The sequence below is a fragment of the Kineococcus sp. GCM10028916 genome (assembly GCF_042674865.1).
Lineage (GTDB): Bacteria > Actinomycetota > Actinomycetes > Actinomycetales > Kineococcaceae > Kineococcus.
Window position 1 is genome coordinate 26,225 of record NZ_JBHTFM010000017.1, and the last position, 15,702, is coordinate 41,926.

Below are 15,702 nucleotides of genomic sequence, written 5' to 3' on the forward strand. Positions count from 1 at the left end.
CCTGACGGAGACGAGCCGATGACCACAGTGGACGCCTTCTCGCGCGACCCGGGTGATGCCGTTCCCCACCCCCCGCGCACCCCGGGGGCGGACCTGCCGGAGCACCCGGACTTCCTGTGGCGCAACCCCGAGCCGAAGGCGTCCTACGACGTGGTGATCGTCGGCGGTGGTGGGCACGGGCTGGCGACGGCGCACTACCTGGCCAAGAACCACGGGATCACCAACGTCGCGGTGCTCGAGAAGGGCTGGCTGGCGGGCGGGAACATGGCCCGCAACACCACGCTGATCCGCTCGAACTACCTGTGGGACGAGTCGGCGGGGATCTACGAGCACTCCCTGAAGTTGTGGGAGGGCCTCGAGGAGGACCTCGGCTACCCCATCCTCTTCAGCCAGCGCGGGGTGCTGAACCTGGCGCACACGCTGCAGGACGTGCGGGACTCGGTGCGCCGGGTCGAGGCGAACAAGCTCCAGGGCGTGGACGCGGAGTGGCTGGACGCGGACGAGGTCCGCAAGGTCTGCCCGATCGTGAACACCTCCCAGGACATCCGCTACCCGGTGCTCGGGGCGACCTACCAGCCGCGGGCGGGGATCGCGAAGCACGACTACGTGGCGTGGGGTCTGGCGCGACGGGCGGACGAGGCCGGGATCGACATCATCCAGGACTGCGAGGTGACGGGTTTCGTCACCGCGGGGGACCGGGTGACGGGCGTCCGCACCACGCGCGGCGACATCGCGTGCGGCAAGGTCGCGCTGACGGCGGCGGGGAACACGTCGGTGCTGACGGACCTGCTGGGTTTCCGGGTGCCGATCCAGTCGCACCCGTTGCAGGCGCTGGTGTCGGAACTGCTGGAGCCGGTCCACCCGACGATCGTCATGTCCAACGCCGTGCACGTGTACGTCTCCCAGGCCCACAAGGGGGAGCTGGTGATGGGGGCTGGGGTGGACTCCTACAACGGCTACGGGCAGCGGGGCGCGTTCCACATCATCGAGCGCCAGATGGCGGCGGCCGTGGAGTTGTTCCCGGTCTTCGCCCGCGCCCACCTGTTGCGGACGTGGGGCGGGATCGTGGACGTGACCCCCGACGCGTCGCCCATCGTGGGCAAGACCCCGTTCGAGAACGTCTACCTGAACTGCGGCTGGGGGACGGGTGGTTTCAAGGCGACGCCGGGGGTGGGGTCGGTGTTCGCGCACACGGTCGCGCACGACGAGCCGCACCCGCTGAACGCGGCGTTCTCGCTGGACCGCTTCGTGTCCGGTCGCCTGGTCGACGAGCACGGCGCTGCCGCCGTGGCGCACTGAGGGAGGTCGTCGTGCAACTCATCGAGTGCCCGTGGTGCGGGCCGCGCGAAGAGGTGGAGTTCCACTACGGGGGCCAGGCGCACGTCGCCTACCCCGAGGTCCCCGCCGAGACGAGCGACGAGGCGTGGGCGGAGTACCTGTTCTTCCGCGACAACACGAAGGGGTCGTTCGCGGAACGGTGGTCCCACAGCGCGGGGTGCCGGCGCTGGTTCAACGCCGTCCGGGACACCACCACCTACCAGTTCACGACGGTCTACCGCGTCGGGGAGAGGGCCTCGTGAACACCACTACCCAGCCGTTCCGCACCCCGACGGGGGGCCGTGTCGACCGCGACCGGACGCTCGAGTTCACCTTCGCCGGCCAGACCCTCACGGGGCACCCCGGCGACACCCTGGCCTCGGCGCTGCTCGCGCACGGCATCCACCAGACCGGCACGAGCATCCGCCTCGGCCGCCCCCGGGGGATCGGCGCGGCCTGGGCCGAGGACCCGGGCAGCCTGGTCCAGGTCGAGGAACCCTTCCCCGAGCCGATGCTGCTGGCCAGCACCCTGGAACTCTTCGACGGCCTCGTGGCCCGGGGCATCCCCGGTCAGGGCAAGCTCGCCGAGGTCCCCGACTCCGCCCACTACGACCGCTCGCACCTGCACGTCGACGTCCTCGTCGTCGGGGCAGGGCCGGCCGGTCTCGTCGCCGCGCTCACCGCGGCCCGCACCGGCGCCCGCGTCGCGATCGTCGACGAGCAGTCCGAGGCGGGTGGCGCGTTGCTCGGCGGCACCGACGTCCTCGACGGTGCCCCGGCGACGGAGTGGGTCGCGGCCGTCGTCGCCGAACTCGCGGGGTTCGCCGACGTCACCCACCTGCAGCGGACGACGGCCTTCGGCGTCTACGACGACGGTTTCGTCCTCGCCGTCGAGCGCCGCACCGACCACCTCGGCGCGTCCGCCCCCCGGAACCTGTCGCGGCAACGGGTCTGGCGCATCCGGGCCGAGCACGTCGTCGTCGCCACCGGGGCGCACGAACGTCCCGTCGTCTTCGCCGACAACGACCGACCGGGCACGATGCTCGCCGGGTCCGCCCGGACCTACCTGCACCGCTACGGCGTCCTCGCCGGGAGCCGGGCCGTCGTGTTCACCACCAACGACAGCGCCTACGCCGCCGCGTTCGACCTCGCCGCCGCCGGGGTTCCCGCGACCGTCGTCGACGTGCGGGCGACGGTGTCCGAGCACCTGCTCCGCACCGCCGCCGCGCTCGGGGTCGAGGTCCTCGCGGACTCCGTCGTGCACGGGACCACGGGGGTGCAGCGCGTCACCGGGGCGTCGGTCTCGGGTGCGGCGGGCGAGCGGGAACTCGCCTGCGACCTGCTGCTGGTCAGCGGCGGCTGGAACCCCGCGGTCCACCTCTTCAGCCAGGCCCGCGGCCGGTTGCGCTTCGACCCCGTGCTGGGTGCCTTCCTGCCCGCCGACGAGGTCCGCGGCATGACCGTCGCCGGGGCCGCGAACGGCACCCTCGACCTCGCCGGAACCCTGGCCCGGGGTCGGGACGCCGCGGTGACCGTGCTGACGAACCTCGGTCTCGACCTGGCGTCCCCGCCGGCGTTGCCCGAGGTCGCCCCCGATCCCCTCCCGGCCGACCCGGCGCTGCTGTGGCGGGTCGAGGGTCCGCCCGAGCGGCAGTTCGTCGACGTGCAGCGCGACGCCACCGTCGCCGACGTCCAACGGGCCGTAGGGGCCGGGATGCGCTCGCCCGAGCACGTGAAGCGCTACACCACGATCGGTACCGCGCACGACCAGGGGAAGACCTCGGGGATCCTCACCTCCGGCATCCTCGCGGAACTGCTGGGGGCCGGTCCGGACGCCGTCGGCACCACGACGTTCCGGCCGCCCTACACGCCGGTCGGTTTCGCGACCCTGGCCGGACGGGAACGCGGCCGGTTGTTCGACCCCGAACGCACCGGCGCCGTCCACGCGTGGCACGTCGCCGCCGGTGCGGTGTTCGAGGACGTCGGGCAGTGGAAGCGACCGCGCTACTACCCCCGCCCGGGGGAGGACGTGGAGACCGCGGTCCTGCGCGAGTGCGCCGCCGTCCGGACCTCGGTGGGCATCCTCGACGGTTCCACGCTCGGCAAGATCGACGTCTCGGGTGCCGACGCGGGCGAGTTCCTGGACCTGCTCTACACCAACCTCGTGAGCTCGCTGAAGGTCGGCCGCGCCCGCTACGGCGTCATGTGCGGCCCCGACGGCATGGTCCTCGACGACGGCACCGTCCTGCGGCTGGCCGACGACCGGTTCCTCGTCTACACGACCACGGGCGGAGCGGCGAAGGTCCTGGACTGGATGGAGGAGTGGCTGCAGACCGAGTGGCCGCACCTGCGGGTGCACCTCACCTCGGTGACGGAGCAGTTCTCGACCTTCCCCGTCGTCGGACCGCGCTCGCGCGACGTGATCGCCGCCGTCTTCGGGATCGACGCCTCCGCCGAGGCCTTCGGGTTCATGACCTGGACCGACGTCGAGTTCGAGGGTGTCCCGGTCCGGCTGTCGCGCATCAGCTTCTCGGGAGAACTCGCCTGGGAGGTCAACGTCCCCGGCTGGTACGCGGCCCCGGTCTGGGAACGCCTCCTCGCGGCCGGCCGGGAGTTCGGCATCACCCCCTACGGCACCGAGACGATGCACGTCCTGCGGGCCGAGAAGGGGTACCCCATCATCGGCCAGGACACCGACGGCACGGTGACCCCGCACGACCTCGGCCTCGGGTGGGCCGTGTCGAAGAAGAAGGTCGACTTCCTCGGCAAGCGGTCCTTCCGCCGGGCGGAGAACCTGGACCCGCTGCGCAAGCAGTTGGTGGGTCTGCTGCCCGTGGACGCCGAGACGGTGCTGCCGGAGGGTTCCCAGATCGTCGAGCTCGTCCCCGGTGGTGTGCTCGGGGAACTGCCCGCACCGCCGGTCCCGATGCTCGGGCACGTGACGTCCAGCTACCGCAGCGCCTTCCTCGGCCGGCCGTTCGCCCTGGCCCTGGTCAAGGGCGGGCACGCGCGGACCGGTGACCGCCTCAGCGTCCCGGTGAACGGTTCGCTGGTGACCGTCGAGGTCACCTCCGCCGTCCTCGTCGACCCCGAAGGAGCCCGTCGTGACGGTTGAGACCCTCCCGCGCAGCCACGCCCTGTCCGCCCGCGCCGACCTGACGGAACGCACCGGCGGTCTCGTCACCGTCGAGGAGTTCCAGGCGGGGGTGTCGCTGCGGGTCCCGCCGGGGCCCGGGGCCGCCGTCGTCGCCGGGATCCTCGGCGCGGACCTCCCGGTGCGGAACAACACCTGGACCGTCACCGAGAGGGGACGCGCCGTGTGGCTCGGCCCCGACGAGTGGCTGGTCACGGAACCCGCGGTGTCCGCCCGCAGCGGCCTCGACCTGGAGACGACCCTGCGGACCGCGGTGACCCCGTTCGGGGGGACGGCCGTCGACGTCTCCGCCCAGCGGGTCGGTCTGCGGCTCGCCGGTCCGCACGCCCGGGCGGTGCTGGCCAAGGGCTGCTCGATCGACGTCCACCCCCGCAGCTTCGCCCCGAACGCCTGCGCCCAGACGACGCTGGGTCAGGCCGGCGTGGTCCTGCTCTCGCTGGGCAGCACCGGCGACGCGTTCACCCTCTTCGTCCGGTCGTCGTTCGCGGGGTACCTCGCCGACTGGCTGGTCGACGCCACCCTCGAGTTCAGGAGCTGACCGTGACCGACCCCCGAGTGGTGATCATCGGCGCCGGCATCGTCGGCGCCAACCTCGCCGACGAACTCGCCCTGCGCGGCTGGACCGACGTCACGGTCCTCGACCAGGGACCGCTCCCGCTGACCGGGGGTTCCACCTCGCACGCGCCGGGCCTGGTGTTCCAGGCGAACGCCTCGCGCACCATGACCGAACTCGCCCGCTACACCCGGGACAAGTTCTCCGGCCTCGACGTCGACGGCGCCTGGTGCTTCAACCCCGTCGGGGGTCTCGAGGTCGCCACGACGCCGGAACGCCTCGCCGAGATCGAGCGTCGGCTCGGGTGGTTGCAGGGCAGCGGCGTGGGGGCGGAGGTCCTCTCGCCCGCCGAGTGCGTCGCGAAGCACCCGCTGCTCGACCGGGAACAGGTCCTCGGCGGGTTGTACGTGCCGACCGACGGTCTGGCCAAGGCGCCGCGGGCGGTGACGGCGCTGATCCGGCGGGCGTCGGCGGCCGGCGTGGAGTTCCGCGGGGGAGTGCGCGTCCTCGGCGTCGAGCAGTCCGGTGGCCGGGTCACCGGCGTCACCACCACCGACGGCCTGGTCCCCGCCGACGTCGTCGTGTCCGCCGCGGGGTTCTGGGGACCGGCGATCGGCGCGATGGTCGGGATGCGCGTCCCGCTGCTGCCGCTGGCCCACCAGTACGCCAGGACCGGTCAGGTCGCGGAACTCGTCGGGCGCAACTCCGAGCTGCAGGAGGCCGGGTTGCCCATCCTGCGCCACCAGGACAGGGACCTCTACTACCGCGAGCACGGCGACCGCGTGGGCATCGGCTCCTACGCGCACCGGCCGATGCCCGTCTCGCTCACCGACCTCGACGAGGACGGCGAGGTCACCGCCACGTCCATGCCGTCGATGCAGCCGTTCACCGAGGAGGACTTCGCGCCCTCCTGGGAGGACACCCTGACGCTGCTGCCGTCGCTGGCCCAGACCAAGGTCGAGGAGGGGTTCAACGGCATCTTCTCCTTCACCCCCGACGGCGGGTCGCTGGTCGGGGAGTCCCGCGAGGTCGCGGGGTTCTTCGTCGCCGAGGCCGTCTGGGTCACGCACTCCGCCGGGGTCGCGCGGGCCGTGGCCGAACTCCTCGTCGACGGCCGGAGTTCGGTCGACCTGCACGCCCTCGACGTCCACCGGTTCGAGGACGTCCAGCTCGACCCCGGCTACGTCAGCGAGACCGCGCAGCAGAACTTCGTCGAGGTCTACGACATCCTGCACCCGTTGCAGCCCCGGCAGTCCCCGCGCGACCTGCGGGTCTCGCCGTTCCACGCGCGCGAGCAGGCCCTGGGTGCGTTCTTCCTGGAGGCGGGCGGTTGGGAGCGTCCGCACTGGTACGAGGCGAACGCTCCGCTGCTGGAGCAATTGCCGGCGGAGTGGGTCCCGCCGGTCCGTGAACCGTGGGCCGAGCAGTTCCACTCGCCCATCGCGGCCGTGGAGGCGTGGAAGACCCGCACGGCCGTCGCGATGTACGACATGACCCCGCTCAAGCGCGTCGTCGTCTCCGGCCCGGGGTCCGTCGAGTTCCTCGAACGGCTGACGACGTCGAAGATGGACAAGTCGATCGGGTCCGTCACCTACACGTTGTTCCTCGACCCCGCCGGCGGCGTGCGCAGCGACGTGACGGTCGCCCGGCTCGGCGCGGAGGAGTTCCAGATCGGCATCAACTCCGGCGCCGACGTCGCCCACCTCGAACGAGAGGCCCCCGCGGGCGTCTCGGTGCGGGACACCACCGGGGGCACCTGCTGCATCGGGTTGTGGGGACCGCTGGCCCGCGACGTCATCGGGCGGGTCTCCGCCGACGACTTCTCCGACGGCGCGCTGAAGTACTTCCGGGCGAAGCAGGCGACCGTCGGCGGGGTCCCGGTCACCGCGATGCGGCTGTCCTACGTCGGCGAGCTGGGCTGGGAGATCTACACCAGCGCCGAGCACGGCGCCCGGTTGTGGGACGCGCTCTGGGCGGCTGGTCAGGACTCCGGGATCGTCGCCGCGGGGCGGGCCGCCTTCAACAGCCTCCGGTTGGAGAAGGGCTACCGGTCCTGGGGCACCGACATGACCACCGAGCACAACCCCTACGAGGCCGGGGTGGGTTTCGCCGTCCGGTCCCCGCTGGACAGCTTCACCGGCGGTACCGCGCTCGCCGGGGTGTCCGCGGACACGGTGCAGCGCAGGCTGACCTGCCTCACCGTCGACGACGGTTCGTCCGTCGTGCTGGGGGGTGAACCCGTGTCGGTGGGTGGCGCCGTCGCCGGCTACGTCACCAGCGCCGCGTTCGGCCACACCGTCGGGCGGCCGATCGCCTACGCCTGGCTGCCCGCGTCCCTGCAGGTCGGTGACGGCGTGGAGATCTCGTACTTCGGACGACCGGTCGCGGCGAGCGTCGCGGCCGAACCCCTCGTCGACCCCGGAATGGAGAAGATCCGCGGATGAACGTCCCCCGCACCCTGACGTTGAGCTGTCCCCAGCGTCCGGGCATCGTGCACGCCGTCAGCTCGTTCCTGTTCTCCCACGGCTGCGACATCGTCGAGCACCAGCAGTTCGACGACCGGACCAGCGGGAAGCTCTACTCGCGGACCGCGTTCTCGGGGGAGACGTGCATCAGCGACCTGGAGGCCGAGTTCGCACCGGTCGCGGCGGAGTACGGGATGGAGTTCTCCCTCGCCGGGGAACGACCCACCCGCATCCTGGTGATGGTCTCCAAGATGGGGCACTGCCTCAACGACCTCGTCTTCCGCTGGCGTTCGGGCAGCCTCGGCGGCGAGATCGTCGCCGTCGTGTCCAACCACGAGGACCTGCGGCCGATGGCCGAGGCCGCGGGTCTGCCCTTCCACCACGTCCCGGTCACCGCGGCGACGAAACCCCGGGCCGAGGCGCGGCTGCTGGAACTCGTCGGGGAGCACGAGGCCGACCTCGTCGTCCTGGCCCGCTACATGCAGGTCCTCTCCGACGACGCGTGCCGGTCCCTGCACGGGCGGGCCATCAACATCCACCACTCGTTCCTGCCGGGTTTCAAGGGCGCCAAGCCCTACCACCAGGCCTTCGACCGCGGGGTCAAGCTCGTCGGGGCCACGGCCCACTACGTGACCCCCGACCTCGACGAGGGCCCGATCATCGAGCAGGAGGTCATCCGCATCGACCACACCCACGACCCGGTCGCCCTGGCCACGGTGGGCCGGGACGCCGAGGCGCTGGCGCTGTCCCGCGCGGTGAAGTGGCACTGCCAGCAGCGCGTCCTGCTCAACGGCCACTCCACCGTCGTCTTCCGCTAGGACCCGTCAGTCAGAACCCGTCAGTTCGGACGCGGCGTCCCGACCTCGACCACGACCTCCCCGTCGACGACCTCGACGAGGTGCGTCCGCACCGGGGTGAGGGCGGGTGGGCTCCACGGCACCCCGGTGCGCAGGTCGAAGGCGGAGGCGTGCCGGGGGCACTCCACCGCGCAGTCCTCCACCCAGCCCTCGGCCAGGGACTCGTCGGCGTGGGTGCAGGTGTCGTCGATGGCGAAGAGTTCGCCGTCGACGTTGAAGACCGAGACGGGCGCGGTGAGTTCGGGGCGGTCGAGCCGCACCACCTCACCGGGGGGCAGGGCGGCCAACGGGCAGGCCACCACCCGGGTTCCAGCAGACATCTGGTGTTCCTCCTTGCACGCGATCACTTCCAGCTGGGATGGTCCCACCCGGACGCCCACCCCACACCTGAGGAGGACCCAGTGCCTGAACTCTTCGTCGCCGGTGAGTGGCGCTCCGCCCTCGCCGGGGAGACGCGCGAGGTCGTCAACCCCTACGACGGCCGGACCTTCACCGTCGTGGACGAAGCCGGTGCTGCCGACGCGGAGGCCGCCGTCCTCGCGGCCCGGGCCGCCTTCGACGCGGGCACCTGGCCCTCGACGCCCGTCGCCGAGCGCGCGGCCCTGCTGGAGCGCACCGCGGACCTGCTGCAGCGCGACCGCGAGGAGATCGCGCGCACCGAGACCCTGGACACCGGCAAGACGCTGGCCGAGGCCCGCATCGACGTCGACGACGTGACCGCGGTGTTCCGGTACTACGCCCGGGAAGCCCTCGTCGAGGTCGACCGCACGGTGGACACGGGCCGCGACGACGTCCTCAGCCGGGTCGTGCACCACCCCGTCGGCGTCTGCAGCCTCATCGCGCCCTGGAACTACCCGCTGCTGCAGATGTCGTGGAAGGTCGCCCCGGCGCTCGTGGCGGGCAACGCGGTGGTCCTCAAACCCAGCGAGGTCACCCCGCTGAGCACGGTCCACCTGGTGAGGCTGCTCGCCGAGGCGGGGGTTCCCGACGGGGTCGTGAACCTGGTCCTGGGCGGCGGCGCGGCGGTGGGGCCCACGCTGACCAGCCACCCCGCCGTCGACCTCGTCTCCTTCACCGGCGGGCTCGCGACCGGTCGCGGGATCCTCAAGGCCGCCGCCGACACCGTGAAGCGGGTGACCGTCGAACTCGGCGGCAAGAACCCGAACATCGTCTTCGCCGACGTCGACCTCGAGGTCGCGGTCGACACCGTCCTGACGGGGGTGTTCCTGCACTCCGGGCAGGTCTGCTCCTCGGGGACCCGGCTGATCGTCGAGGAGTCGATCGCCGACGACCTCGTCGCGGGCGTGGTCGAACGGGCCCGGCGCATCCGCTTCGGCAGCGGCCTGGTCGACGGGGTCGAGAGCGGACCGCTGGTCTCGGCCCAGCACCGCGAGAAGGTGGAGGCCTACGTCACGCTGGGTCTGGAGGAGGGCGCGACGCTCCTGACCGGTGGCCGGCGCCCCGACGACCCGGACCTGCAGCGGGGCTTCTTCTACGAACCGACGGTGTTCGACGGGTGCGACCGCTCGATGCGGATCGTGCAGGAGGAGACGTTCGGTCCGATCCTCACCGTCGAGAGGTTCCGCACCGAGGCCGAGGCGGTCGCGCTGGGCAACGACACCACCTACGGTCTCGCCGGCGCGGTGCAGACCCTCGACGTCGACCGCGGTGACCGGGTGGCGGCCGCCCTCAAGCACGGCACCGTCTGGATCAACGACTTCGGTCCCTACGTCCCGCAGGCCGAGTGGGGCGGCCAGCGCATGTCCGGCAACGGCCGGGAGCTCGGGCCGTCCGGCCTGGCGGAGTACCGCGAGAGCAAGCACGTGTGGCGCAACACGCGACCCGCAGCCCCGGGTTGGTTCACGGGTTCCTGACCTTCGAGCACACGGAGACACGATGACGACGAGTGGGGCAACCAGCAGCACGACGGATTCGCACGGTCTCGACGAGTACGGGTACAAACCCGGGCTCGAGCGCAGCATCGGTTCCTTCGCCAGCTTCGCCGCGGGCGTCAGCTACATCTCGATCCTCACGGGCACGTTCCAGCTCTTCTACTTCGGGTTCGGCACCGCGGGGCCGAGGTACCTGTGGTCCTGGCCCATCGTCTTCGTCGGTCAGCTCATGGTGGCCCTGTGCTTCGCCGAACTCTCCAGCCGCTACAGCGTGGCGGGTTCGCTCTACAACTGGACGAAGCGCCTCGCGTCGCCGACCGTCGCCTGGGCCGCGGGCTGGACGATGCTCGTCGCCTCGATCGTGACCCTCGCCGCCGTCGTCCTCGCGGTGCAGCTGACGCTGCCGCAGCTCTGGTCGGGCTTCCAGTTCTTCGGGGACGGTTCGGACCCGACGGACTACGCGCTGAACGCCGTCGTCCTCGGGGGGATCGTCGTCGTGTTCACGACGATGGTCAACGCCTTCGGCGTCAAGCTGATGTCGCGCATCAACTCGACGGGCGTGTTCCTCGAACTCATCGCGGCCGTCGTCATCATCGTCCTGCTGGCCGTCCACGTGACCCGCGGTCCCGGCGTCGTGCTGGAGACCCGCGGCGTCGGGGTCGACCACAGCGGCGGCTACTTCGGGGCGTTCCTGGTGGCGGCGCTGGCGTCGGGGTACGTCATGTACGGGTTCGACACCGCCAGCTCGCTGGGCGAGGAGACCAGGGACCCGCGGCGCACCGCGCCCAAGGCCGTCCTGCGGGCGGTCATCGCCTCGTTCGTGCTGGGCGGGTTGATCCTGCTGCTGGGCCTCATGGCCGTCCCCGACGTCGACGACCCGGAACTCGCGTCCGCGACGGGCGGGTTGCAGCACCTGGTGCTGGCGACCGTCGGGTCCGGTTTCGGCAAACCGTTCCTGGTCTGCGTCGTCATCGCCGTCCTGGTCTGCTCCCTCGCCGTGCACACCGCCACCATCCGGATGATGTTCGCGATGGCCCGCGACAACAACCTGCCGGCGGGGGAGAAGCTCGCCCGGATCAGCCCGCGGTACAAGACCCCCGTCGTGCCGGCCGTCGTCGTCGGGGTCATCGCCATCGTGATCCTCGTCGTGAACGTCGGCCAGCCGCAGATCTTCCTGGTCCTCACCAGCCTCGCGGTCGGCATGATCTACCTGGCCTACCTCCTGGTGACGATCCCGTTGCTGGTCGCGCGGTTGCAGGGCCGCTGGCCCGTGCCCATGCCGGACGGGTCGAAGGCCCCGTTCTCGCTGGGGAGGTGGGGTCTGCCGGTCAACGTCGTCGCCGTCCTCTGGGGCCTGGGCATGATGGTCAACCTGCTCTGGCCGCGCGGGGAGGTCTACAACCCCGCGGCGCCGTTCCACTGGTACCTCAGGTGGGGCGCGCTGCTGTTCATCGCCGTCGTCCTGGGCGGCGGTGTCCTCTACTACCGCTTGCGGCTGCGCCACCGCTCCGGGGTCCTCGCCAGCCACGCGAGCGACACCGCGGAGATCGCGCTCCCCGTGGAGCCCGCGACGACGGAAGGGATGCAGTGAGCGAGTTCAGCGACCTGGGCGAGTTCGACTACGTCGTCGCCGGTGGGGGGACGGCCGGGTGCGTCGTCGCGGCCCGGCTCTCGGAGGACCCCGACGTCACCGTCTGCGTCCTCGAGGCCGGCCCGAGCGACGTGGACGACCCGAATGTCCTCGTGCTGGCGGACTGGATGCACCTGCTGGACTCCGGCTACGACTGGGACTACCCCGTCGAACCGCAGGAGAACGGCAACAGCTTCCTGCGCCACGCCCGGGCGAAGGTCCTCGGGGGGTGCTCCTCGCACAACTCCTGCATCGCCTTCCACCCCCCGGCGGAGGGTCTGGACGCCTGGGAGGCCGTGGGCTGCACCGGGTGGGGGGCCGCCGACGTCCTGCCGCTGGTCCGCCGGCTGGAGAACAACGCCGCCGCCGGGCCGCACCACGGCACCGACGGCCCCGTCCGGCTCCGCGACGTCCCACCGCTCGACCCGTGCGGCGTCGCCCTGCTCGAGGCCGCCGCCGCGGCGGGGTTGCCGACGGTGCAGTTCAACCGGGGCGAGACCGTGCGCCAGGGAGCGGGCTGGTTCCAGATCAACTCCGGGGAGGACGGCTCGCGCATGTCCTCCTCGCACGCCTACCTGCACCCGGTCATGGCGTCGCGGCGCAACCTCACCGTGAAGACCGGGTACTGGGTCGAGAAGGTCGTCGTCGAACCCGGCGAGGACGGGGCCCTGCGGGCGAGCGGGGTGCAGTTCCTCGCCCCCGACCTCGTCCACCACGGCACGGTCAGGGCGCGGCGCGAGGTCGTGCTCTCGGCGGGGTCGATCGACACCCCGAAACTGCTCATGCTCTCCGGCATCGGGCCCGCGGTCCAGCTGAAGGAGTTCGGTCTCGACGTCCTCGTCGACTCCCCGGGCGTGGGGGAGAACCTCGACGACCACGTCGAGGGTCTGGTCTTCTGGGACGCGCTGCAGCCCATGGTGACGAGCTCGTCGCAGTGGTGGGAGATCGGGGTCTTCGCGACGACCGGGCTCGCCGACCCGGCGGCCGGGGTTCCGGACCTGATGATGCACTACGGCTCGGTGCCCTTCGACATGAACACCGTGCGGTGGGGCTACCCCACGACGGACAACGGGTTCTGCCTCACCCCGAACGTCACCCAGGGCCGGTCCCGGGGGACGGTGCGGTTGCGTTCGCGCGACTTCCGGGACCGGGCCCGGGTCGACCCCCGGTACTTCACCGATCCCGAGGGGCACGACCTCGCCGTCATGACCGCCGGGATCCGGCTGGCCCGGAGGATCGTCGAGCAGGCCGAGATGGCCGGGTGGGCCGGGGCGGAACTCGCCCCGGGCCGGGACGTGGTGACCGACGACGAGATCGCCGACTACGTGAAGAAGACCCACAACACCGTCTACCACCCCAGCGCCAGCGCGAAGATGGGCCCGGACTCCGACCCGATGGCGGTCTGCGACCCGGAACTGCGGGTGCGCGGGGTGCGGGGTCTGCGGATCGCCGACGGGTCGATCATGCCGTTCCTGCCGGCCGTCAACCCGAACATCACGACGATGGCCATCGGCGAGAAGTGCGCCGACCTGCTCAGGGCCGCCCGCTGACCCCCGGTGTCTCCACCGCGGCGGCGAGACGGTCGAGGGTGCGGCGCAGCGCGTCCTCGGGGATCCGCGGGAAGCTGATCCGGGCCAGGAGGGCCGGATCGGTGACCCGCGACCAGTCGTAGGTGTGCGTCACCCGGACCCGGCCGGCGTCGAGGGGTTCCAGGGCCCAGCTCCACCACAGACCGGTCGGGTGCTTCCCGGGGCGCGCGGTCTCCCAGGTCAGCAGCGCGTCCGGGACGAACTCCACGACGAGGTTCTCGGTCTCGTAGTCCGACACCTCGGGGTGCCCGAGGGCGGTCTGGTCCATGGACATCACGAACACCTGACCGGTGCCGGTGAGCACGGAGGTCCCCGCCGCCGCCCGCACGGTGTCCGAGCCGTCGATCTCGGGGTGGCGGCGCGGGTCGGCGAGCAGGGCGAACACCGTTCCCGCGTCCGCAGCGACCTCACGGGTGACGACCGTCCGTCGGGCTGCGTCCTTCGTCATGCCGCGACGGTAGTGGACGTGCGTCCCGTGTTTCAGGGGTGTTGGATCGATGTTCCGTTCTCGTGAACCTGTTGCTCATCGCGCAACAGCGGTCCTAGGCTGCGAAAGCTCCACTCCCACCCACGGGTGCCCGCACCCCCTCCGGAGAGGACCCGGCATGGCGATCGACCCAGGGGTCAGCGAGAAGCACGCCAAGCTCCCCCTCGACAAGCCCGTCCTGCTCGTCTCACTGGCCGTGCTGGCGATCCTGCTGGTGATCGGCGTCGTCGTCCCCGAACAGCTCGCCTCCGGCAGCGGCGCGGTCCTGAGCTGGATCACCACCAACCTCGGCTGGGCCTTCGTGATCGGCGCCACCGGCTTCGTGGTGTTCGCGCTGGTCCTGGCGTTCAGCAAGGTCGGCAGGATCCGCCTCGGCCGCGACGACGAGCGGCCCGAGCACTCGCGCGCCTCGTGGATCGCGATGATGTTCTCCGCCGGGATGGGCATCGGCCTGATGTTCTACGGCGTCACCGAACCGGTGACCCACCTCATGACCCCGCCCGAGGCCGGCGTCGCGGCCGGCACGAACGCGGCCGCCGACACGGCGATGAGCTACACCCTCTTCCACTGGGGTCTGCACCCGTGGGCCATCTACGCCGTCGTCGGCCTGGCCCTGGCGTACTCCAGCTACCGCAAGGGCCGGACCGGTGGCTTCTCGGCCGTGTTCGCGCCCCTGCTGCGCGGTCCGCGGGCCAAGGGCGCGGCCCGGGCCATCGACGTCCTGGCGATCTTCGCGACGATCTTCGGGTCCGCGGTCAGCCTCGGCCTGGGGGCGGCCCAGATCAACGGCGGCCTCTCCGAGGTCTTCGGTGCCGGCAGCGGGACGAGCTGGCAGGTCGGCATCATCGTCGTCCTGACCGTCTGCTTCGTCATCAGCGCCATCAGCGGCATCGAGAAGGGCGTCAAGATCCTCTCGAACACCAACATGGTGCTCGCCGGGCTGCTCCTGCTGTTCCTGTTCGTCGTCGGACCGACGGTGTTCATCCTCAACCTCATGCCCAACGCGGCCGGCGACTACCTCGCCGCACTGCCGGCGATGTCGGTGCGCACCGGCGCCTACGGCGGCGGCGACTGGCTGTCCGGCTGGACGATCTTCTACTGGGCCTGGTGGATCTCGTGGACGCCCTTCGTCGGGGCGTTCCTGGCCAAGATCTCCCGCGGCCGCACGATCCGTGAGTTCGTCGTCGGCGTCATGCTCATCCCGACCCTGGTCAGCCTGATCTGGTTCTCGGTGTTCGGTGGCACGGCCATCCACGAGCAGCTGACCGGGGCGCTCGACGTCCTCGCCGGCGACTCGCAGGAGACCCAGATGTTCGCGCTGCTCCAGCAGTTCCCGCTGGCCACGGCGACCTCGATCCTGGTCGTGGTGCTGGTGGCGATCTTCTTCGTCTCCGGGGCCGACGCGGCGAGCATCGTCATGGCCTCGCTCTCCAGCTTCGGGGACGACGAACCCCGCCGGTGGCTCACCGCGATGTGGGGCGCGCTGACCGGTGTGGTGGCGATCGTCCTGCTCTACGCGGGTGGGCTGCAGGCGCTGCAGAACGTCACGATCATCGCGGCGACACCGTTCCTCCTCGTCATGGTGTTCATGTGCGTGGCCGTGGTGAAGGACATCCGCAGCGACGGGATGATGCGACCGGTCTCCGGCCCGACGCTGCGGGTCCCGGACACCGCGGTGCACCTCAACGGTGTCGACCGGAAAGTGGTCGAGGTCCCCGCCGGGGAGTGAGCGGACCGACCCCCGTCCCCGTCGGGACG

General features: G+C 71.5%; 12 protein-coding genes. 10 read left to right on the top strand and 2 right to left on the bottom strand.

What is annotated here, in order from left to right:
- Positions 1 to 18: 18 nt before the first annotated feature.
- Genes ACFQ46_RS16510 through purU form a run of 6 tightly spaced genes read left to right on the top strand, consistent with a single transcriptional unit; the run spans position 19 to position 8,307 of the window.
- Positions 19 to 1,299, top strand: a complete 1,281-nt coding sequence (locus tag ACFQ46_RS16510; protein ID WP_380260475.1) for a sarcosine oxidase subunit beta family protein — start codon at positions 19 to 21, stop codon at positions 1,297 to 1,299.
- 11 nt (positions 1,300 to 1,310) lie between these two features.
- Complete coding sequence (locus ACFQ46_RS16515; RefSeq protein ID WP_328293167.1) at positions 1,311 to 1,580, top strand: sarcosine oxidase subunit delta; 270 nt, start codon at positions 1,311 to 1,313, stop codon at positions 1,578 to 1,580.
- Positions 1,577 to 4,432: a glycine cleavage T C-terminal barrel domain-containing protein gene (locus ACFQ46_RS16520; protein ID WP_380260476.1), complete on the top strand. Its 2,856-nt coding sequence runs from the start codon at positions 1,577 to 1,579 to the stop codon at positions 4,430 to 4,432. Before ACFQ46_RS16515 ends, ACFQ46_RS16520 begins: the two co-directional genes overlap by 4 nt.
- Complete coding sequence (locus ACFQ46_RS16525) at positions 4,422 to 5,009, top strand: sarcosine oxidase subunit gamma (protein WP_380260477.1); 588 nt, start codon at positions 4,422 to 4,424, stop codon at positions 5,007 to 5,009. The genes ACFQ46_RS16520 and ACFQ46_RS16525 overlap by 11 nt, the downstream gene beginning before the upstream one ends.
- Before the next feature lie 2 nt (positions 5,010 to 5,011).
- Positions 5,012 to 7,468 carry an FAD-dependent oxidoreductase gene (locus ACFQ46_RS16530; RefSeq protein ID WP_380260478.1) on the top strand — a complete coding sequence of 819 codons (2,457 nt, stop codon included), beginning with the start codon at positions 5,012 to 5,014 and terminating at the stop codon, positions 7,466 to 7,468.
- Complete coding sequence (purU, locus tag ACFQ46_RS16535; RefSeq protein ID WP_380260479.1) at positions 7,465 to 8,307, top strand: formyltetrahydrofolate deformylase; 843 nt, start codon at positions 7,465 to 7,467, stop codon at positions 8,305 to 8,307. Before ACFQ46_RS16530 ends, purU begins: the two co-directional genes overlap by 4 nt.
- Positions 8,308 to 8,327: 20 nt before the next feature.
- Here the strand turns inward: purU and ACFQ46_RS16540 are convergent, their stop codons facing one another.
- Complete coding sequence (locus ACFQ46_RS16540; protein ID WP_328293162.1) at positions 8,328 to 8,666, bottom strand: bifunctional 3-phenylpropionate/cinnamic acid dioxygenase ferredoxin subunit; 339 nt, start codon at positions 8,664 to 8,666, stop codon at positions 8,328 to 8,330.
- 81 nt (positions 8,667 to 8,747) lie between these two features.
- On the opposite strand from ACFQ46_RS16540, the gene ACFQ46_RS16545 reads away from it, so the two are divergent.
- Genes ACFQ46_RS16545 through ACFQ46_RS16555 form a run of 3 tightly spaced genes read left to right on the top strand, consistent with a single transcriptional unit; the run spans position 8,748 to position 13,418 of the window.
- Positions 8,748 to 10,220 carry an aldehyde dehydrogenase family protein gene (locus tag ACFQ46_RS16545; protein WP_380260480.1) on the top strand — a complete coding sequence of 491 codons (1,473 nt, stop codon included), beginning with the start codon at positions 8,748 to 8,750 and terminating at the stop codon, positions 10,218 to 10,220.
- A 22-nt stretch (positions 10,221 to 10,242) separates the two neighbouring features.
- On the top strand, positions 10,243 to 11,829 hold the full coding sequence (locus ACFQ46_RS16550; RefSeq protein WP_380260481.1) for an APC family permease: 1,587 nt from the start codon (positions 10,243 to 10,245) through the stop codon (positions 11,827 to 11,829).
- Entirely contained in the window at positions 11,826 to 13,418 is a 1,593-nt protein-coding gene (locus ACFQ46_RS16555) for a GMC family oxidoreductase (RefSeq protein WP_380260482.1), read from the top strand. The genes ACFQ46_RS16550 and ACFQ46_RS16555 overlap by 4 nt, the downstream gene beginning before the upstream one ends.
- Here the strand turns inward: ACFQ46_RS16555 and ACFQ46_RS16560 are convergent.
- A complete protein-coding gene (locus ACFQ46_RS16560) occupies positions 13,402 to 13,905 on the bottom strand; it encodes an SRPBCC family protein (RefSeq protein ID WP_380260483.1) in 504 nt (167 codons plus the stop codon). The two genes, ACFQ46_RS16555 and ACFQ46_RS16560, sit on opposite strands and share 17 nt — an antisense overlap.
- A gap of 157 nt (positions 13,906 to 14,062) precedes the next feature.
- Between ACFQ46_RS16560 and ACFQ46_RS16565 the strand changes: the two genes are divergently transcribed.
- Positions 14,063 to 15,673, top strand: a complete 1,611-nt coding sequence (locus ACFQ46_RS16565; RefSeq protein ID WP_380260484.1) for a BCCT family transporter — start codon at positions 14,063 to 14,065, stop codon at positions 15,671 to 15,673.
- Positions 15,674 to 15,702 lie beyond the last annotated feature (29 nt).